This window comes from Flavobacterium sp. 25HG05S-40, assembly GCF_052654735.1.
The window spans coordinates 2,152,530-2,173,434 of record NZ_CP199750.1 but is presented as its reverse complement, the minus strand read 5'-3'; the positions used below and the strand labels follow the sequence as shown (position 1 = coordinate 2,173,434).

At 39.7% G+C, this 20,905-nt stretch carries 12 protein-coding genes, 5 tRNA genes and 3 rRNA genes; 9 read left to right on the top strand and 11 right to left on the bottom strand.

Going from position 1 to position 20,905, the window contains the following annotated elements:
* Positions 1-91 precede the first annotated feature (91 nt).
* Positions 92-1,684, bottom strand: coding sequence for a bacillithiol biosynthesis cysteine-adding enzyme BshC (gene bshC / locus ACULEU_RS09425; RefSeq protein ID WP_445452340.1), 1,593 nt, complete (start codon positions 1,682-1,684; stop codon positions 92-94).
* Positions 1,685-1,695: 11 nt separating this feature from the next.
* Entirely contained in the window at positions 1,696-2,658 is a 963-nt protein-coding gene (locus tag ACULEU_RS09420) for a hypothetical protein (RefSeq protein WP_445452339.1), read from the bottom strand.
* A 96-nt stretch (positions 2,659-2,754) separates the two neighbouring features.
* Between ACULEU_RS09420 and ACULEU_RS09415 the strand changes: the two genes are divergently transcribed.
* Complete coding sequence (locus ACULEU_RS09415; RefSeq protein WP_445452338.1) at positions 2,755-3,876, top strand: cysteine desulfurase family protein; 1,122 nt, start codon at positions 2,755-2,757, stop codon at positions 3,874-3,876.
* 23 nt (positions 3,877-3,899) lie between these two features.
* Here ACULEU_RS09415 and ACULEU_RS09410 read toward each other — a convergent pair whose 3' ends face one another.
* From ACULEU_RS09410 to ACULEU_RS09400, 3 genes are all read right to left on the bottom strand, one after another.
* A complete protein-coding gene (locus ACULEU_RS09410) occupies positions 3,900-5,288 on the bottom strand; it encodes an alpha-amylase family glycosyl hydrolase (RefSeq protein WP_445452337.1) in 1,389 nt (462 codons plus the stop codon).
* A 63-nt stretch (positions 5,289-5,351) separates the two neighbouring features.
* Positions 5,352-6,113 carry a C40 family peptidase gene (locus ACULEU_RS09405; RefSeq protein ID WP_445452336.1) on the bottom strand — a complete coding sequence of 254 codons (762 nt, stop codon included), beginning with the start codon at positions 6,111-6,113 and terminating at the stop codon, positions 5,352-5,354.
* Positions 6,114-6,197: 84 nt separating this feature from the next.
* Positions 6,198-7,376, bottom strand: coding sequence for an acetyl-CoA C-acyltransferase (locus tag ACULEU_RS09400; RefSeq protein ID WP_445452335.1), 1,179 nt, complete (start codon positions 7,374-7,376; stop codon positions 6,198-6,200).
* A gap of 290 nt (positions 7,377-7,666) precedes the next feature.
* On the opposite strand from ACULEU_RS09400, the gene ACULEU_RS09395 reads away from it, so the two are divergent.
* The 3 genes from ACULEU_RS09395 (at position 7,667) to ACULEU_RS09385 (ending at position 8,075) form a co-directional block, all read left to right on the top strand.
* A tRNA-Ser gene (locus ACULEU_RS09395) sits at positions 7,667-7,753 on the top strand.
* A gap of 13 nt (positions 7,754-7,766) precedes the next feature.
* A tRNA-Pro gene (locus ACULEU_RS09390) sits at positions 7,767-7,841 on the top strand.
* A gap of 160 nt (positions 7,842-8,001) precedes the next feature.
* Positions 8,002-8,075: transfer RNA gene (locus ACULEU_RS09385), tRNA-Arg, on the top strand.
* A 1,568-nt stretch (positions 8,076-9,643) separates the two neighbouring features.
* Here the strand turns inward: ACULEU_RS09385 and rplT are convergent.
* The 4 genes from rplT to thrS form a co-directional block, all read right to left on the bottom strand.
* Positions 9,644-9,988, bottom strand: coding sequence for a 50S ribosomal protein L20 (gene rplT, locus ACULEU_RS09380; protein ID WP_035633036.1), 345 nt, complete (start codon positions 9,986-9,988; stop codon positions 9,644-9,646).
* Between the two features lie 181 nt (positions 9,989-10,169).
* The gene (rpmI, locus tag ACULEU_RS09375; RefSeq protein ID WP_136151968.1) at positions 10,170-10,367 is read right to left on the bottom strand and encodes a 50S ribosomal protein L35; all 198 of its coding nucleotides are present in this window, start codon (positions 10,365-10,367) and stop codon (positions 10,170-10,172) included.
* 117 nt (positions 10,368-10,484) lie between these two features.
* Entirely contained in the window at positions 10,485-10,985 is a 501-nt protein-coding gene (infC, locus tag ACULEU_RS09370) for a translation initiation factor IF-3 (protein WP_445454840.1), read from the bottom strand.
* 168 nt (positions 10,986-11,153) lie between these two features.
* Positions 11,154-13,100 carry a threonine--tRNA ligase gene (gene thrS, locus ACULEU_RS09365; RefSeq protein ID WP_445452334.1) on the bottom strand — a complete coding sequence of 649 codons (1,947 nt, stop codon included), beginning with the start codon at positions 13,098-13,100 and terminating at the stop codon, positions 11,154-11,156.
* Between the two features lie 733 nt (positions 13,101-13,833).
* On the opposite strand from thrS, the gene ACULEU_RS09360 reads away from it, so the two are divergent.
* The 5 genes from ACULEU_RS09360 (at position 13,834) to rrf (ending at position 19,001) form a co-directional block, all read left to right on the top strand.
* Positions 13,834-15,345 (top strand): 16S ribosomal RNA (locus tag ACULEU_RS09360).
* Between the two features lie 89 nt (positions 15,346-15,434).
* Positions 15,435-15,508 (top strand) — tRNA-Ile (locus tag ACULEU_RS09355).
* Positions 15,509-15,598: 90 nt separating this feature from the next.
* Positions 15,599-15,672: transfer RNA gene (locus ACULEU_RS09350), tRNA-Ala, on the top strand.
* Positions 15,673-15,835: 163 nt separating this feature from the next.
* A 23S ribosomal RNA gene (locus ACULEU_RS09345) occupies positions 15,836-18,718 on the top strand.
* A 173-nt stretch (positions 18,719-18,891) separates the two neighbouring features.
* Positions 18,892-19,001 (top strand): 5S ribosomal RNA (gene rrf, locus ACULEU_RS09340).
* Together the 16S, 23S and 5S rRNA genes with 2 tRNA genes alongside form the textbook arrangement of a ribosomal RNA operon.
* 325 nt (positions 19,002-19,326) lie before the next feature.
* On the opposite strand, the gene ACULEU_RS09335 is transcribed toward rrf, so the two are convergent.
* Positions 19,327-19,971 (bottom strand): endonuclease III domain-containing protein, encoded by a 645-nt coding sequence (locus tag ACULEU_RS09335; RefSeq protein ID WP_445452333.1) that lies wholly within the window; start codon positions 19,969-19,971, stop codon positions 19,327-19,329.
* A gap of 6 nt (positions 19,972-19,977) precedes the next feature.
* Complete coding sequence (locus ACULEU_RS09330; protein WP_445452332.1) at positions 19,978-20,841, bottom strand: alpha/beta hydrolase; 864 nt, start codon at positions 20,839-20,841, stop codon at positions 19,978-19,980.
* Positions 20,842-20,905 lie beyond the last annotated feature (64 nt).

The following is a 20,905-nucleotide window of genomic DNA, read 5'->3' as shown; positions in this document are numbered from 1 at the left end:
TTTAAAATTCAACTTACTAATGTAAATCAAAATGAAATGATCATGACAAAGCTTCATAAGCGAAAACGTTTTCGTGTTGAAAACTTCCCTTCTATAGGGTAATTATCGAAAAGTTGGACTCCAAAGGATGTAAGTTGTTTATCAATCTATCGATGAGTTGCGAACCATCATTAAGATAAAACTCAGAAAAATTGGCTTTACGCTCTTGTAATCCCTGATTGGGGAATAACTCATTTTGAAGCCATAAAATCTGCTCTAATTTTTCGGTGTGTACTCTTTTTTCGGCTTTCAGTAAGCGTTTTTCCAAATTTTCCAAACCTTTGATTTGTTTGGTCTGTTGTGCGTTTACGGCACCAATGAATGATTTGTCTGTTTGAAGAGCAATAACTGTCAGCTTTTCAAATTGATGTTTTAAGTACTCTTTCTGCTCTGAAAAATCAATTGTAAAAGCTGAGAATTCTTTAGTCTTGTTGTTAAACAATTCTTGCTGATTGCTAAATAAATCCTTCCAAGAAAGATGTAGTTTGTCCGCTTTTTGAAATTGTTTTTCAGATACAAGTAACACCGAATTTCGGACTAAAAGTATGGGAAACGTTATGTTGTTACTTTCAAAATTAGATTGTAACTGAAGCCAATAGCTAATTTCACCACCACCACCGATGTAGCAAAGATTGGGTAAAATCACTTCTTCATACAAAGGACGTAAAATCACATTCGGACTAAATTTCTCCGGACTTTTATCCAGCAATTCTAAAATTTCTTTTTCAGAAAATGTACGTTGCGTACTATTGATTTTATAGATGCCGTCTTCAAAAATGATCCGCTCTCTAAGAGTGTCTTCAATATAAAACAGATTTATCTCCCTTGGATTTACCTGAATGGGATAGTTTTTTTCGAGAATAGCATTCGTTTCGGAAACCTTTTGAAAGGAAGTTTTATTAAGTAATTCTTCTCTGACATAAGGAACAAACAATCGTTTCAAAGAAGCATTATCGCCATCCAGAATTACTAAACCACTTTTACCAAACAGTTCGTTAGCCAAATAACGCGTAGCGTCTGCCAGATTATCGTGTTTCAGATAACTATTTTCAAAAAGTTTTTTTAAATAATCAGCATTTTGACCCACACCAAGTTCTGTTGCAAAAGCTTCTAAAACGGATGCTAATCCAGCGGTAGAAAGTCGACCTACTGGGCCATGACTTTCAGCATTCCATTTTATTTTTACTTTTTTAAAGTTAAAATAGTTTATCTCTTCAAAATCGTGATCCTCAGTTGCCATCCAATATACTGGAACAAAATCATGCTCTGGATATTCCTTCTTTAACGTATCACAAAGTGTAATCGTACTAACAATCTTGTACAAAAAATATAAAGGTCCGGTAAAGAGATTCAACTGATGACCCGTTGTAACCGTAAATGTTTTTGAATGTAATAAAATCGAAATGTTTTGCTGAGTTTCTTCCGATATTTCAAAGTCTTTATATTGGTATTTAAGTGCTTCCACCAAAATGGCTCTGTTTTCCGGAGGATAATTTTGAGCTTTTTCTTCTAACTGACTCTTGAAGTTTTCAAGCGTAGGAAAGCGATTGTAAAGCATATTCAACTCGGGCTTTTCTTCTAAATAATCTACAATTAACTTAGCGAAATATCCGGACTTTTGATAGCTTATACAGTCAGTTGGCATATGGGAATAAATTATGGAGTGGTTAGAAAACTTCCAAAAACGTAATCGTCTCCTAATGTGAAGCTACTATTTCCTTTTTTTAAACTAACTTTCTTTAAGTGAATCGTATGCTGAAAATCCGATCCAAATCGGACAGTGGTTACTTCAATAATTCCACTTGTTGCCTCAATTCCGTCAACGGCATCCCATTGCTGTAATAGCGTTGGTGTTGCGGGTGCAGTAGCGGTGCAGAAATAAGCATTTGTAATCGCATTTGAATATAATCGGTACGATAATTTATTTGAAGAACTGATCAATGCTGTTCGAGGTGTTGTAGTTTCTACATTTGCAAACATACCATCAAAATCAGCAATGTCTAATATGAAAGCTTCACTGGCATTAAAATTAAAAATTCGGTTGTCGCTACTACTACATGTACTTTTATCTACCAAATTATCAAATCCCAAAGGGAGAGGCGTTACTGTTTTTATATAATTTCCAAATGGGAATGTAGTATAGAGCTGATCAGGCCCTGGTTTGTCAAATGTTACATCTTTAAGTTCAATATAGTATTTGTAACCAGTAATAGATTCAATTCCGGTGGTACTATTTGTAGCTTTTATTGCGGTTGCAGTAATTTGGATTATACCATCTGTTGCTTTCCACTGTTCTATGAGATTAGGTGTTACATCTGGTGCGCTTCCGCAGATGTTGTCCCCGGTTACAGTGCTTGCATATTTTCTGTAGGTTACTTTATTGGTTCCATTAATAGGTAATCGTAGTGGTGCGTTTTCTAAAGTTTCATTCTCAGAAAAGGTGGCATTCGGAATTTCAAGAAACAGCATTTCACTGTCTTTAATTTTATAAATCAAATCTTTGTCACTACATTTTACAGCAGGTACCTCAGTAAAATCAATAACATCAACAGTCACATTTCCATCATCACATGCAATAATTAATAGCATCAAAGAGAGTATACTTAAAATTCGTTTCATTGGAATAGTATAAATTTTAAGCAAAAATAAGTTTTTTATACTATTAATTTTCCCTTTTATCATTTAATTAAGAAGACTCCTTTTTATATTTGCACGATGAAAAAAATATACCTCGATAACGCTGCTACAACTCCCATTCGTCGGGAAGTTATTGATGAAATGGTTACTGTTATGCAGTCGGAATACGGAAATCCTTCTTCCACGCACAGTATTGGTAGAAGCGCGAAAGCCATAATCGAAACTTCCAGAAAAACGATAGCCAAATATTTGCATTGCAATGCGCAGGAAATTGTTTTCACCTCAAGTGCAACAGAAGCAACGAATTGGATTTTAAGAAGTGCTGTCAAAGATTTTGGGGTTACAAGAATCATCACTTCTAAAGTGGAACATCACGCCACGTTATACACCATTTTGGCTTTGCAGCAGGAATTCGGAGTTCAGGTAGCTTATGTAAATGTTGATTGTGACGGAGTTTTAGATTATAACAAACTAACAGAATTGTTGTCTGAAGATTGCAAAACGGTAGTGTCACTAATGCACGTCAATAATGAAACCGGAGTCATCAATGATATTCATAGGATAGGTGTTCTATGCCATCAACATAAGGCTTTGTTTCATTGTGATACGGTACAATCCATTGGAAAAACTGAATTGGATTTACAAGTATTGCCTATTGATTTCTTAGTGGCAAGTGCCCATAAATTTCACGGACCAAAAGGCGTTGGATTTGCTTTTGTTCGAAAAAGTTTGGTATTGCAACCGATGATTTTTGGCGGTGAACAGGAAAAAGGATGGCGTGCCGGAACCGAATCGGTGCATCAAATTGCCGGAATGGCAAAGGCTTTAGAGCTTTCCTATGTGCATCTTACTGAAGAAAGAAATTGTATTACTGAACTAAAAGCATATTGTTTATATCAATTGCAATCTTTTTTTCCGGATGTTATCGTTAATGGAAAAGACACTTTCTATAATATCTTAAATGTTTTATTGCCTTTTTCGACCGAAAAGACGGCCATGATATTGTTCAATTTGGATATGAAAGGGATTGCTGTTTCAAGAGGAAGTGCCTGTCAAAGTGGAAGTATTAAACCTTCTCACGTTTTAGCTGAGATGTTACAAGAAAAAGACCTAGCAAAACCAAGTCTTCGTATTTCATTCAGCCATTATAACACCAAAGAAGAAATCGACTATTTTGTGGAGACTTTAAAAGAACTGTAATATATCGTTAAGTTCTAGGCCAGCTATTTTACAAGTACCAAATACTGCCAAGGCTTCATTTCAAATACATCATCGCCTTTTAATGTTATTTTTTCTCCCGAAAATAATTCGGTATACGTACCTTTTTGATTTCCCGTATTAAGTTTCACCGTTACAGACTTGTCGCTGTAATTGATAATCGGGATCACTTTGTCATTGTCTTTTGTACGTGAAAATGAAATAACCTGTTCCATTTTATCACTGTAGATGCGCACCATAACACCACCATCTTTTCCATTCCATAAAGCATGATTTTTATGTTTAAGTGCAAACAGTTTTTTGAACAATCCCTCGTAGGGGAATTTGCTCCAATCAATAAGGTCTTTGTCAAAGAATTTAAGAGAGCGATTTAATCCAGCTTCTTGTCCGCCATAAACCAATGGCATTCCGTTCACGGTGCCACACAAAACCATCGAGGCTTCTAATCCGTCACCAAAGTTGTAAAACATATTGTGGTTCCAGGAATTCATATCGTGATTGTCCGTAAAAAGCATTCGGTAACCATCACGGGGAAAGGTGCTAACATCATGAGCCATATATTCGACCAAGCCTCCCATATTTTTTTTATCTCGGGTAACCGCTACCATTTTATCAAAGAAGGTCCAAGAATACGTCATGTCAAATGCTTTTTGGTGCAAATCTCTGGATTCCCATTCAGCCAGCATAAATACGGGTTTTACAGCATCTAATTCGGCTCTGGCATTATTCCAAAAATCAGTTGGAAGAAAGCCTGCAGTATCACAACGGTAGCCATCTATATCACATTCCTTTACCCAATATACCAATGCCTCTGTCATATACTTTCTAATTCCGGGTTTCTCGTAATCAAAATCAATAACATCATCCCAATCGTACCAAGGTGTAGGCTGAAAATTACCTTCTTCAGTTTTAGTATACCAATCCGGATGGTCTTTCGCCAATTGATTATCCCACGACGAATGATTCGCAACCCAATCCACAATCACATACATTCCCATACTGTGGATTTTATCAACCAATGCCTCAAAATCTTCCTTTGTCCCGAATTCAGGATTGATACCGTAATAATCCTTCACCGAATATTCGCTTCCCAAAGTTCCTTTTCTCTTTTCAACACCTATGGGATGAATAGGCATCAGCCAGATGATGTCAATTCCCATAGCTTTAATTCTGGGTAAATGTGATTCAAAGGCTTTAAAAGTTCCTTCCGGAGTAAACTGACGGATGTTGGCTTCATAAATCGTTGCATTTTTAGCCCATTTTGGATGTTGTACTTCGACAAATTCTTTGGGTTGATACTTTAAATCATTATTCGTTGATGCCTCTTCATTTTTAAGACAGCTCGAGACAATACATGCCAAAAATAGCGTTAGGGTTTTAGAGTAAGTAGTCATTTAAAAAGTTTTAGAAAACTAATGTAAATAAAAAAACCGTTTCTTCAAAAAAATGAGAAATGGTTAAATAATTTTCTTGATGACCCGAAGTCGGTGCGTATGTCGGTTGAGTTGGGCATTGTAAATTCCGAGATGGTCTAGTCGGTCAATCCTGACTTTTCCACTGGCGTGGATGATGTAATTATTTTCCATGATAATTCCTACGTGGATAATTTTTCCTTCTTCATTATCAAAAAAGGCTAAATCTCCAGGCTCACTTTCTTCAATAAAGCTCAAAGCTTCTCCTTGACTAGATTGTTGTGACGCATCACGAAGTAGGGCATAGCCATTCAGCTTGTAAACCATTTGGGTAAATCCCGAGCAATCGATGCCAAAGGGAGTTTTTCCACCCCAAAGATACGGGGCATTCAAATACAAGTAGGCAGTGGTCAATAACTCCGACTTGGATTTCACGCCACTGGTTCTCATGCCTTCAAATTCAAAACTTTCGGTATTGATTTCGCTGTGATTCAAGAAGGATAGGGAAGACCCTAACGGAATCGGCAACAACACATTTTGCGGATTGGTCACATACTCTACCAAATCAGCATTTAGAATAATAGCGTCTTTGGATAGTGCTTTAAAACTTTTATCAGAGATTATTTGATATTGTTTTGAATCTACCCAACCTTGGTAATCATCGAAATGCAATCTGATTTTTGACCATTGATTTTGAGTCTCGATAATTTCAAAATGTTCACCAAACAATACCTGCGAAACGATTTCGCTTCGATCACTGGGTTCAGCTCGTAACGGAATTATAGCAAGATTACAAATGGCAAACATTTAGAAGAATTATGAGTTTTGAATTATGAGTTATGAATTATGTTGTTTCCAACTTATAACTCACAACTCATATCTAATAATTATTTAAGCTCTTTCGATAACTATTGCAGATGCACCACCTCCACCATTACAGATGGCTGCTGCACCGATTTTAGCATTGTTTTGTTCCAAAACATTAATCAATGTAACGATGATTCTGGCTCCGGAACATCCCAGTGGATGACCTAAAGAAACAGCACCGCCATTTACGTTTACTTTGTCATTGTCTAAACCTAGTATTTTGGCATTAGCCAAACCAACCACAGCAAAGGCTTCATTGAATTCAAAATAATCCACATCAGTAAGGGATAATCCTGCTTTGTCTAGTGCTTTAGGTAATGCTTTTGAAGGTGATGTGGTAAACCATTTTGGTTCTTGTTCCGCATCAGCATAAGATTTGATATAAGCCAGAGGTTTTAATCCTAGTGAAAGTGCTTTTTCTTCACTCATCAGTACTAAAGCAGCTGCACCATCATTAATAGTGGAAGCATTAGCTGCCGTCACAGTTCCGTCTTTGGTGAAAACAGCATTAAGTGCCGGAATTTTATCTAATTTAACGTTAGTATACTCTTCGTCCTTAGTAAAGACAACAGGCTCTCCACGACGTTGCGGAATGGTAACCGGAACAACTTCATTGTCAAATTTTCCCGCTTCCCAAGCTTTGGCAGAACGCTCATAGGATTGAATGGCAAAAGCATCTTGTTCTTCACGCGTAATTTTGTATTCTGTTGCACATAAATCAGCACAAACACCCATAGCATTTCCGTCATAGGCATCAGTCAAGCCGTCTTTCTGCATCCCGTCAATCATTGAGGTTGGACCAAATTTCACTCCGTTTCTCAAATGCACATAATGCGGTATCAAACTCATGTTTTCCATGCCACCCGCCACAACAATTTCGGCATCTCCGGTCATAATGGCTTGTGCTCCTTGCATTACTGCTTTCATTCCGGATGCACACACTTTATTTATTGTAGTACACGGAACATCATCTGCTAAACCTGCAAATTTTGCCGCTTGACGTGCTGGAGCCTGACCAACACCAGCTTGAACTACATTTCCCATTAACACTTCGTCTACTAAGTTTGGGTCTAAATTGATTTTATGTAAAGCACCTTTGATAGCTGCTGCGCCTAATTGTGTTGCTGTAACTGTCGATAACGAACCCATAAAACTTCCAATTGGGGTTCTCACAGCTGAAACGATAACTACTTTTTTATTCATGATGATGTTTTGTTGTTTTATTCCACTTCTTTCCCTACGGTTCAAATGTCGGCGCAAGTGTAGTGCAAAACTAATCTTTTATTACAAATTATGGAATTCAAAGCCGAATTATTCTTAATTCCGTAATAATTCAAAAATTCAGTAATTGCTACTGTATTGAGAGTGAAGTTGTTTAGCAGATATTTGTTTGATTCCCTAAAAAAACAAATAAAATAGTTGTAAATTATAGAATGAACCGTTACATTTGCAACCGCTTAAAGAGAAAAGTTCTTATTTTATATATTGAATTTGGAGAGTTGCCTGAGTGGCCGAAAGGACATGTTTGCTAAACATGCGTATGGGAAACTGTACCAAGGGTTCGAATCCCTTACTCTCCGCTTTTTTTGTCTTCGGGGTGTAGCGTAGCCCGGTTATCGCGCCTGCTTTGGGAGCAGGAGGCCGCAGGTTCGAATCCTGCCACCCCGACAAAATAAAGCGTGGAGTTTTTTATGAAAGTTAACTTTCTTAAAAGACGGAAGGGTTTGTTTAAATTGAAGCGAAGCTTTAATTTGCTGCATATCCTTACAGGATCATATAATAATCCTGCCACCCCGACTTTTATTAGTTTTTGTTTAAAACTAATTAGGGTTCCATAGCTCAGCTGGATAGAGCAACGCACTTCTAATGCGTAGGTCGAAGGTTCGAATCCTTCTGGGATCACGAATAAAAAGAAAAGGAGAAATAAAATGTCCAAGTTTACTTGAGCATTTTATTTCTCCTTTTCTTTTTTCAAAGCGGAGCTTTGAAGGAAAGACGAAGTCAATCCTGATTTTGTCCAAGTTTATTTGAGCATTTTATTGCTCTTTTTCTTTTTTCAAAGCGGAGCTTTGAAGGAAAGACGAAGTCAATCCTGATTTTGTCCAAGTTTATTTGAGCATTTTATTGTTCTTTTTCTTTTTTCACAGCGGAGCTTTGAAGGAAAGACGAAGTCAATCCTGATTTTGTCCAAGTTTATTTGAGCATTTTATTGCTCTTTTTCTTTTTTCACAGCGGCGCTTTGAAGGAAAGACGAAGTCAATCCTAATTTTGTCCAAGTTTACTTGAGCATTTTATTGCTCTTTTTCTTTTTTCAGAGCTGAGCTTTGAAGGAAAGACGAAGTCAATCCTAATTTTGTCCAAGTTTACTTGAGCATTTTATTGCTCTTTTTCTTTTTTCACAGCGGAGCTTTGAAGGAAAGACGAAGTCAATCCTGATTTTGTCCAAGTTTATTTGAGCATTTTATTGCTCTTTTTCTTTTTTCACAGCGGAGCTTTGAAGGAAAGACGAAGTCAATCCTGATTTTGTCCAAGTTTATTTGAGCATTTTATTGCTCTTTTTCTTTTTTCACAGCGGCGCTTTGAAGGAAAGACGAAGTCAATCCTAATTTTGTCCAAGTTTACTTGAGCATTTTATTGCTCTTTTTCTTTTTTCACAGCGGAGCTTTGAAGGAAAGACGAAGTCAATCCTAATTTTGTCCAAGTTTACTTGAGCATTTTATTTCATCTTTTCTTTTTTCAAAGCGGAGCTTTGAAGGAAAGACGAAGTCAATCCTAATTTTTTCAAGTTTACTTGAGCATTTTATTGCTCTTTTTCTTTTTTCAGAGCGGAGCTTTGAAGGAAAGACGAAGTCAATCCTGATTTTGTCCAAGTTTACTTGAGCATTTTATTTCACCTTTTCTTTTTTCAAAGATGAGCTTTGAAGGAAAGACGAAGTCAATCCTTTTTTGTTTTCAAAGCGGAGCTTTGAAGATTTGAAAGTAAAAGGAGGACTTCCAGTGGCAGTCAGGTATTAAAGTCTTTATTCGAGATGTTTAAACTGATTGCGTTAGAGATAGTAGCGGAAATCCTGGCGTTGCGACTACTTAAATTTGAACAGATTGCTTGAGTTTGCTCGCAATGACAGATTGTAGCGGATAGCCCGACCTCGTTCCTCTGAACGAGGTAACGCCCATCGATATAAAAAAATCCCACACAAATGTAGTGAACTGACGAGGTAATCTTTCGACTGATTTGTTGAAACAAAAAAACCAATCTTTCGATTGGGTTCTCTATAGGTAAGTAAGTTAAATAAGATTGTACAAACGTTTATTTTACTTTATTAAATTTGAGATTAAGAGGAGGAAGCCCAGTGGGCTTCAGGTATGCGAACTTCAGTTCGCTTCACAGCATAGTAACTTTAAAACAAAAAACCCAATCTTTCGATTGGGTTCTCTATATGTAAGTAAGTTAAATAAGATTGTACAAACGTTTATTTTACTTTATTAAGTACTGCTTTGAAAGCTTCTGGGTGATTCATCGCTAAATCGGCAAGAACTTTACGGTTCAATTCGATTCCGTTAGCTTTTACTTTACCCATAAACTGTGAATAAGACATTCCTTCTAAACGAGCTCCGGCGTTGATACGCTGTATCCATAAAGCACGGAAATTTCTTTTGTTCACTTTTCTGTCACGGTAAGCGTAGCACATTGCTTTCTCAACCGCGTTTTTAGCAACCGTCCAAACGTTTTTACGACGACCAAAGAAACCTTTGGCTTGCTTCATTATCTTTTTTCTTCTTGCTCTTTTAGCAACTGAATTTACTGATCTTGGCATAATTTTTTGTTTTTTTTGTAGCAGGCGTACCGAATTTAATCAAGGTAACTTAACGAGCCATACTCCAAGGTTATTTAAATAATTTTGTAACCTAAAGAATTTTGAGTCCAAAGTCCAAAGTCCAAAGTCACAAGTCAAAAAGGAGTTTACTTTCAGACTTTCGACTTTTACTTTTTGACTATTAGATAATTCTTAATTGTTGTTTGATGCTTTTCTCATCTGTTGGGTGAACCAAAGCAGAGTGTGTTAAAGCCAATTTACGCTTTTTAGATTTTTTAGTCAAAATGTGACTTTTAAAAGCGTGTTTTCTCTTGATTTTTCCAGAGCCAGTTACTTTGAATCGCTTCTTAGCACTGGATTTTGTTTTCATTTTAGGCATTTTTTCCTAGTTTATTTTAATTTAACTTACTTACTTATTTGGAGTCGAAAGTCGAATGTCTAAAGTCGTAAAGCTTGTTATTACTTTTGACTTTACAACTTTCGACTTTTGACTTATTTACTTTGTTTTTTTCTTCGGAGCAATGAACATAATCATTCTCTTTCCTTCCAAAACAGGCATGGCTTCCACTTTTCCGTATTCTTCTAAATCGGTTGCCAAACGCAATAACAAGATTTGGCCTTGTTCTTTGTAAATGATAGAACGTCCTTTGAAAAATACAAATGCTTTCAACTTGGAGCCTTCTTTTAAAAACTTCTCCGCGTTTTTCTTTTTAAACTCGTAGTCATGCTCATCAGTCTGCGGTCCGAAACGGATTTCTTTAACACTGATTTGAGTAGATTTTGCTTTTAATTCTTTATCACGCTTTTTCTGCTGATAAATGAATTTGCCATAATCCATTAACTTACAAACAGGAGGAACAGCATTTGGAGAGATTTCTACCAAATCTACTTCTTGTTCTTCGGCTAAACGCAACGCATCGGAAAATTTAAATACTCCCGGCTCTATGTTTTCTCCAACTAAACGGACTTCCTGCACACCACGGATTAAATCATTAATTCTGTGGGCAGCTACTTTTTCTACTCGAGGTGCACCTCTGTTGTTTCTAATTGCTATGACTCTATTTTTTTAATTAAACTTATTTTTTGAGTCCGAAAGTCGAATGTCCAAAGTTTAAAGCCTTTTAATTGCGCTTTCTTTTGACTTTATGACTTTTGACTTTATGACTTATACTTCAAATGTTTTTAGTGTTTTTCCTATTTCTTCGTTTACCATTTTGGCAAAATCATCAATAGACACCGATATATTTCCTTTTCCTTCTTGACCGTGACGGCGTACAGAAATGGTTCCGTTTTTCTCTTCTTCTTCACCAACAATCAGCATGAACGGCATTTTTTGCACTTCTGCATCTCTGATTTTCTTCCCAATTGTCTCGTTGCGGTTGTCAATTAGGGCGCGAATTTCGTGATTTTCTAGCAATTCTAAAACTTTTTTGGCATAATTTTCATATTTCTCGCTCAAAGATAATATAATAGCTTGTTCAGGCATCAGCCAAAGCGGGAAATTTCCTGCGGTATGTTCTAGTAAAATAGCTATAAAGCGTTCCATGGAACCAAATGGTGCTCTGTGAATCATAACAGGTCGGTGTAGTTTATCATCAGCTCCTTTGTAAGTCAATTCAAATCGCTCGGGTAAGTTATAATCAACCTGAATAGTTCCCAACTGCCAACTTCTGCCTAAAGCATCTTTTACCATGAAATCCAATTTCGGACCATAGAAAGCCGCTTCGCCATACTCAATTACATAATTCAATTCTTTGTCATGTGCCGCATTGATAATCGCATTTTCTGCTTTTTCCCAATTTTCGTCACTTCCAATATATTTATCTCGGTTTTCTTTATCTCTTAAAGACACCTGAGCTGTAAAGTTTTCAAATCCAAGTGAACCAAATACATAGAGCACTAAGTCGATTACTTTCTTGAACTCCGAATCCAACTGATCTGGTGTACAGAAAATATGAGCGTCATCCTGAGTAAAGCCACGTACGCGAGTCAATCCGTGTAATTCACCTGATTGCTCATAACGGTAAACTGTACCAAATTCAGCATAACGCTTTGGTAAGTCTTTATACGACCAAGGTTTATTATTGTATATCTCACAGTGATGCGGACAGTTCATAGGTTTCAATAAAAACTCTTCGCCTTCAGCTGGAGTATGAATAGGCTGGAAGCTATCAGCGCCATATTTCGCATAGTGGCCAGAAGTAACATACAATTCTTTTTGTCCGATATGTGGCGTTACTACTTGCTCGTATCCTGCTTTTTTCTGCGCTTTTTTCAAAAATTGCTCCAGTCTGTCTCTCAAAGCGGCACCTTTCGGCAACCACAAAGGCAAACCTTGACCTACTTTTTGAGAAAAGGCAAACAATTCTAATTCTTTTCCTAATTTTCTATGATCACGACGCTTAGCTTCTTCAAGTAATTCCAAATACTCAGTCAAATCTTTTTGCTTAGGAAATGAAATTCCGTAAACACGAGTAAGTTGTTTGTTCTTTTCATCACCACGCCAATACGCACCAGCAACACTCATAATCTTCATCGCCTTGATGATTCCGGTATTCGGAATATGACCTCCACGACATAAATCAAAGAAGTTCGCATGGTCACAAAACGTTATCGTGCCGTCTTCCAGATTCGAAATCAATTCGGTTTTGTACTCATTGTTTTTATAAACTTCTAAAGCTTCTGCCTTAGAAACCGGACGCATTTTAAATTCGTGTTTTTCTCTAGCAACTTCTAATACTCTATCTTCAATGGCTTTAAAGTCGGCATCTGTGATTCTTTTGTCGCCAAAATCCACGTCGTAATAAAATCCATTATCAATGGCTGGTCCAAGTGTTAGCTTAATTCCTGGGAACTGCTCCTCCAAAACCTGAGCCATAACGTGTGAAGTCGAATGCCAAAAAGCTTTTTTACCTTCCTTGTCATTCCAGGTGTATAATATAAGAGAACCGTCGGTGGTCAATGGGGTTTCTGTTTCAATTGTGGTACCATTAAAAGCAGCCGAAATCACATTTCGGGCTAATCCTTCACTGATGCTTTTCGCAACATCCATCGGAGTTGTGCCTTGTGCAAACTCCTTAACCGAACCGTCAGGTAGTGTAATCTTTATCATTCTTAAAATTTTATGGACTGCAAATATATAAGATTACCAAAACACATACAATATAATGGGGTATATATATTAAAGTATTTACAAGGAGCAGAGCATTGGCAGTTTTTAACACGCCTGATCCCGCTGTCCACTATATCTTTTTCTTTAAAAAAAGAAAAAGGATGCCGTTTCCATCGGGGCTATCCACCACTTTTTGTTTTATTAAGCTGATTTCATTAGTTGTTTGTCTTTCCCGCGGATGCGGGAATCCATATACAATCAAAAGTAAAAACGCCCTAACTGCTACGACTTTCTATAGAATAAGCATGTAAAACGTTCGAAGTGTGTAGTTGCTTTGTGATGTTGGTTTTGTAAAGGACAAGTTATCAAGGTCTTAAAAAAAAGACAAAAAAAGGTAAAATTTTATTTGGATTGGGAGGGATTTAGTTTTTATATTTGCACCCCGCAAGAGGGAATAAGTTCATTGATTAAGCTGAGAAAAGGGGATTTAAAAATAAATCAAAAATATTTTATAAATTTCTTGTAGGTTTAAAAAAGATGCTTACTTTTGCACCCGCTTTGAGAGACAAGCGGTATTAAAAAAAGAAGAACACGTTCATAGACATATTGAATTGACAGCCGTTTCGAAAGAGATTTCGAAACAACAAAAAGAGAGTAAGAGAATCGGAAGATTTGAAAAAGACTAGCCTTTGTCTACAATACGATGCAGATAGCGATATCAGCATAACAATATACGATGAAGAGTTTGATCCTGGCTCAGGATGAACGCTAGCGGCAGGCTTAACACATGCAAGTCGAGGGGTATAGTAGCAATACTAGAGACCGGCGCACGGGTGCGTAACGCGTATGCAACCTACCTTTTACAGGGGAATAGCCCAGAGAAATTTGGATTAATGCCCCATGGTATAATTGAATCGCATGGTTTAATTATTAAAGTTCCAACGGTAAAAGATGGGCATGCGTCCTATTAGCTAGATGGTAAGGTAACGGCTTACCATGGCTACGATAGGTAGGGGTCCTGAGAGGGAGATCCCCCACACTGGTACTGAGACACGGACCAGACTCCTACGGGAGGCAGCAGTGAGGAATATTGGACAATGGGCGCAAGCCTGATCCAGCCATGCCGCGTGCAGGAAGACGCATCTATGGTGTGTAAACTGCTTTTGTACGGGAAGAAACACTCCCTCGTGAGGGAGCTTGACGGTACCGTAAGAATAAGGATCGGCTAACTCCGTGCCAGCAGCCGCGGTAATACGGAGGATCCAAGCGTTATCCGGAATCATTGGGTTTAAAGGGTCCGTAGGCGGTTTGATAAGTCAGTGGTGAAAGCCCATCGCTCAACGATGGAACGGCCATTGATACTGTCAGACTTGAATTACTAGGAAGTAACTAGAATATGTAGTGTAGCGGTGAAATGCTTAGATATTACATGGAATACCAATTGCGAAGGCAGGTTACTACTAGTGGATTGACGCTGATGGACGAAAGCGTGGGGAGCGAACAGGATTAGATACCCTGGTAGTCCACGCCGTAAACGATGGATACTAGCTGTTCGGAGCAATCTGAGTGGCTAAGCGAAAGTGATAAGTATCCCACCTGGGGAGTACGTTCGCAAGAATGAAACTCAAAGGAATTGACGGGGGCCCGCACAAGCGGTGGAGCATGTGGTTTAATTCGATGATACGCGAGGAACCTTACCAAGGCTTAAATGTAGATTGACCGATTTGGAAACAGATCTTTCGCAAGACAATTTACAAGGTGCTGCATGGTTGTCGTCAGCTCGTGCCGTGAGGTGTCAGGTTAAGTCCTATAACGAGCGCAACCCCTGTTGTTAGTTGCCAGCGAGTCAAGTCGGGAACTCTAACAAGACTGCCAGTGTAAACTGTGAGGAAGGTGGGGATGACGTCAAATCATCACGGCCCTTACGCCTTGGGCTACACACGTGCTACAATGGACGGTACAGAGAGCAGCCACTGGGTGACCAGGAGCGAATCTACAAAACCGTTCTCAGTTCGGATCGGAGTCTGCAACTCGACTCCGTGAAGCTGGAATCGCTAGTAATCGGATATCAGCCATGATCCGGTGAATACGTTCCCGGGCCTTGTACACACCGCCCGTCAAGCCATGGAAGCTGGGGGTACCTGAAGTCGGTGACCGTAAGGAGCTGCCTAGGGTAAAACTGGTAACTGGGGCTAAGTCGTAACAAGGTAGCCGTACCGGAAGGTGCGGCTGGAACACCTCCTTTCTAGAGACGATAAAGAGGACTAGACCTTAAATTAGAAAATTCAATTACTCTCGCTGTTAGTTCAAATATTATAATAAGCAAAAAAACAGAGTCTCGTAGCTCAGCTGGTTAGAGTACTACACTGATAATGTAGGGGTCCCCAGTTCGAGTCTGGGCGGGACTACTTTGTTTGTTTATTTAAGGAAATTTTAGAAGATGAGTACGAATTACGCATAATTCAAAATTCAACATTCATAATTTAAAATTAAGAAATGGGGGATTAGCTCAGCTGGCTAGAGCGCCTGCCTTGCACGCAGGAGGTCATCGGTTCGACTCCGATATTCTCCACGATTTTAGTCATAAAGTCTAAAGTCTTAAAGTCTAAAGTAAGTTGCTTTACGACATTTGACTTTTGACATTCGACTAAATAAAGTTCATTGACATATTGAGATAAGAAAATAATAACAAAGTAGAAAGAACACGTTTAGTTGTAAACAACTAGACAAAAGTACAATAAGCAAAATAAGGGCGTATGGGGGATGCCTAGGCTCTCAGAGGCGATGAAAGGCGTGATAAGCTGCGAAAAGCTACGGGGATTGGCACACACGAATTGATCCGTAGATACCTGAATGGGGCAACCCGGCATGTTGAAGACATGTCACTCCGATAGGAGAGCAAACCCGCTGAACTGAAACATCTAAGTAGGCGGAGGAGAAGAAAACAAAAGTGATTCCGTAAGTAGTGGCGAGCGAACGCGGATTAGCCCAAACCAATGTTGTTACGGCAATATTGGGGTTGTAGGACCACGACATTTCTTGCGGATTGAATTAGAATTACCTGGAAAGGTAAGCCATAGAGGGTGATAGCCCCGTATAAGTAAGAGAAGATAAGGATAGTGGTATCCTGAGTAGGGCGGGGCACGTGAAACCCTGTCTGAATTTGGCGGGACCATCCGCTAAGGCTAAATACTCCTGAGAGACCGATAGTGAACCAGTACCGTGAGGGAAAGGTGAAAAGAACCGTGAATAACGGAGTGAAATAGATCCTGAAACCATACGCTTACAAGCGGTCGGAGCCCTTAAGTGGGGTGACGGCGTGCCTTTTGCATAATGAGCCTACGAGTTAACGTTGCTGGCAAGGTTAAGGTATTAAGTACCGGATCCGTAGCGAAAGCGAGTCTGAATAGGGCGCTTTAGTCAGTAGTGTTAGACGCGAAACCGTGTGATCTACCCATGGGCAGGATGAAGCTGTGGTAACACATAGTGGAGGTCCGAACCGGTTGACGTTGAAAAGTCTTCGGATGACCTGTGGGTAGGGGTGAAAGGCCAATCAAACTCGGAAATAGCTCGTACTCCCCGAAATGCATTTAGGTGCAGCGCTGGTTATAAGTTATATAGAGGTAGAGCTACTGATTGGATGCGGGGGCTTCACCGCCTACCAATTCCTGACAAACTCCGAATGCTATATAATGTTTACCAGCAGTGAGGGCATGGGTGCTAAGGTCCATGTCCGAGAGGGAAAGAACCCAGACCATCAGCTAAGGTCCCAAAATCTATACTAAGTTGAAAAAACGAGGTTTGTCTGCCCAGACAGCTAGGATGTTGGCTTGGAAGCAGCCATTCATTTAAAGAGTGCGTAACAGCTCACTAGTCGAGCGGACGAGCATGGATAATAATCGGGCATAAGTATAGTACCGAAGCTATGGATTTATACGTAAGTATAAGTGGTAGGGGAGCATTCTAACAGGGTTGAAGGTGTATCGTAAGGTATGCTGGACTGGTTAGAAAAGAAAATGTAGGCATAAGTAACGATAATGCGGGCGAGAAACCCGCACACCGAAAGACTAAGGTTTCCTCAGCTATGCTAATCAGCTGAGGGTTAGTCGGGTCCTAAGGCGAATCCGAAAGGAACAGTCGATGGCCAACGGGTTAATATTCCCGTACTACTGTTAATTGTGATGGGGTGACGGAGTGATGAAAGCGCCGCGAACTGACGGAATAGTTCGTTAAAGTACCTACCTATAAGAACCGCAGGCAAATCCACGGTTTTTGGGGAAATACGATAGTACACGGAGTCTTCGGACAAAGTGATAGTGCGCCTAAGGGCTTCCAAGAAAAACCTCTAAACTTAGATTAACAGTACCCGTACCGTAAACCGACACAGGTAGTCGAGGAGAGAATCCTAAGGTGCTCGAGAGATTCATGGCTAAGGAATTAGGCAAAATAGACCTGTAACTTCGGGAGAAAGGTCGCCAGCAGCAATGCTGGCCGCAGTGAAAAGGTCCAGGCGACTGTTTATCAAAAACACAGGGCTCTGCAAAATCGTAAGATGAAGTATAGGGCCTGACACCTGCCCGGTGCTGGAAGGTTAAGAGGAGATGTTATCTTCGGAGAAGCATTGAATTGAAGCCCCAGTAAACGGCGGCCGTAACTATAACGGTCCTAAGGTAGCGAAATTCCTTGTCGGGTAAGTTCCGACCTGCACGAATGGTGTAACGATCTGGACACTGTCTCAGCCATGAGCTCGGTGAAATTGTAGTATCGGTGAAGATGCCGATTACCCGCAGTGGGACGAAAAGACCCTGTGCACCTTTACTATAGCTTAGTATTGGTCTTGGATAAGTGATGTGTAGGATAGGTGGGAGACTATGAAGTGGCGTCGCTAGGCGTTGTGGAGTCATTGTTGAAATACCACCCTTTGCTTATCTGAGGTCTAACCCCGCGAATGTGGGGGACATTGCTTGGTGGGTAGTTTGACTGGGGTGGTCGCCTCCAAAAGAGTAACGGAGGCTTCTAAAGGTTCCCTCAGCACGCTTGGTAACCGTGCGTAGAGTGCAATGGCATAAGGGAGCTTGACTGAGAGACATACAGGTCGATCAGGTACGAAAGTAGAGCATAGTGATCCGGTGGTTCCGCATGGAAGGGCCATCGCTCAAAGGATAAAAGGTACGCCGGGGATAACAGGCTGATCTCCCCCAAGAGCTCATATCGACGGGGGGGTTTGGCACCTCGATGTCGGCTCGTCACATCCTGGGGCTGGAGAAGGTCCCAAGGGTTGGGCTGTTCGCCCATTAAAGTGGCACGCGAGCTGGGTTCAGAACGTCGTGAGACAGTTCGGTCTCTATCTACTGTGGGCGCAAGAAATTTGAGTGGATCTGATTCTAGTACGAGAGGACCGAATTGGACTAACCTCTGGTGTATCTGTTGTTCCGCCAGGAGCACCGCAGAGTAGCTACGTTGGGAAGGGATAAGCGCTGAAAGCATATAAGCGCGAAACCCACCACAAGATGAGATTTCTTTTAAGGGTCGTGGAAGATGACCACGTTGATAGGCTATAGATGTAAAGGCAGTAATGTCATAGTCGAGTAGTACTAATAACCCGTAAGCTTATGTACACCCGCTTCCGTCCCGCAAGGGACGGAGCACTCTTTGTTACTACTTGTAAATTATTATTTCTTTATCTCAGTATGTTAAGATATTTGCAGCGAAGCTGCAGTCTTAAAGGCGAAAGTCCAAAGTCCGAAAGGTAACTTTAGACTTTATGACATTCGACTTTAGACTTACAACTTAAGGTGGTTATTGCGTCGGGGCTCACCTCTTCCCATTCCGAACAGAGAAGTTAAGCCCGACTGCGCAGATGGTACTGCAGTTATGTGGGAGAGTATGTCGCCGCCTTTTTTTATGGAAAGCCTGTTTCAAAAGAAACAGGCTTTCTTGTTTTTAAGCGGTGCGGCGCAGTCACTGCGTTCGTGTCGCCGCCTTTTTTTAGAAAGTCCTTCACGAAAGTGAAGGACTTTTTTGTTTTACCGAATGTCCACCGGACATTCTCCTCTTAATATCAAATCTGAAGCCCACTGGGCTTGCTCCTCTTAATATCAAATCTGAAGCCCACTGGGCTTGCTCCTCTTAATATCAAATTCTTGCCATCAAGCGTGAGGGATAGAAGCAGCTACCATGTAGCGTGGATAGCTCGACCCACCATAGGTGGGGCACGCCCAAGAAATTAGGAATTTTGTAATTTACAATAGTGACAATATTCACTAACCACACATTCGCTGTGTTTTGGGTTTGTGGGGCGACAGGTTTCCCTTCCCAGAAAGGAGAGTGCCATACCAATGTCTCCCCAAATTTCTTTGGGCAATATTTGCATAAGTTCTTTTTCAATTTTGTTTCCGTCATTGGATTCTTTTACGATTCCGATTCGAGGAGCAACCCTTATTACGTGAAGATCGCAAATAATACCTTGGGCAGGCACTTCGGCTTCACGCATGATTACGTTAGCGGATTTTCTTCCTATACCTTTTAGGGTAATTAATTCTTCTAGCGTTGTTGGTATGTTGTCGTCGGTTTTGAGGGTTGTGGCAATTTCAATTAGCCAACTGGCTTTGGTATTGTAATTACGAACTTTGGTAATATAGGGTATCAATTCTTCTACGGAACTATCGGCTAAGGATTGTAAGGTGGGAAAGGTTTCGAATAAGGAAGGTGCAATTTTGTTGATATTGGCATCAGAATCTTGCGCTGAAAGGACCACCATTACCAATAATTGATAAAGATTCTGATACTCCAGAGGATGTTTTTTATTTTTATACTTTTCGATTAAAGGTCTGAAAACCGCGGGCCAGTCGGTAGTTTCAAATAGTTCCATAGTGATTTACTTTTTAATAAAAGTAAGGATTTTTTCAATAACGTTTTTATCTCCTAAGATTTTTCGGTGTCCTAAACCTTTAGTTATCATGATTTCAGCTATTTTTAGATTTTGGTGAATATGATGAGCTGCAGTGCTATTTATTTCTTCATCGTTTTCGTCATGAATGACCAATACTGGAATTTCAACGGATTGTGCAGCAAAACTCGCGGCATAGTTTTCCATAGGTTCACCAAATTTTTTCTCAAAATGAGCTTTCATCATCAAAGCGATTTCGGGTTTGAGTTCTAATTTTAAAACAAACGAATCCAATATATCCTGAATGATATCTCCACTACCAATAATCACTGCTTTTTCAACTTTTAAACCCTGTTTAATAGCATTTAATATCGACATGCCTCCTAGGGAATGTCCGATAACATATTCGAAAGGTCCAAACTGCTTGTCTATCTCTAAAATGGAAGCGATAAATTCGGGCATAATGGTTGTTTTGCTTCCTGATTTTCCATGTGCCGGTGCATCAAAACTTATAATTGCATATCCATTTTCCAATAAGGCATCGGCAATTTTAACTAATTGTGTTCCGCGACCAGACCAGCCGTGAACAAGGAGTATTTTGCGACTGCTCTTTCCATAATGATAGAGGTGAACTTCTTTGTTTATTTTAGGAACAAATAACTTTTCCTGCCGGCTATTTTTTTCCATATCAAATTCCCGCCTAGGAATTCGGTGTTTCAGTGGTGTTGTGAATAGTTTTGCGGCAAAGCTTGTGGCCAGTTTTGGTGAAATTGCTTGTAATAATTTAGCAGTTCGGGTGATTGCCTTCGGAATTTGCAATGATTGCTTGGGTATGTCTGCTTTTTTTGTCATTTCCATAAAATTATACTGCAATTTTTAAGGTATTATATTTTTCTCTAAATTTCAACTTCTTAAA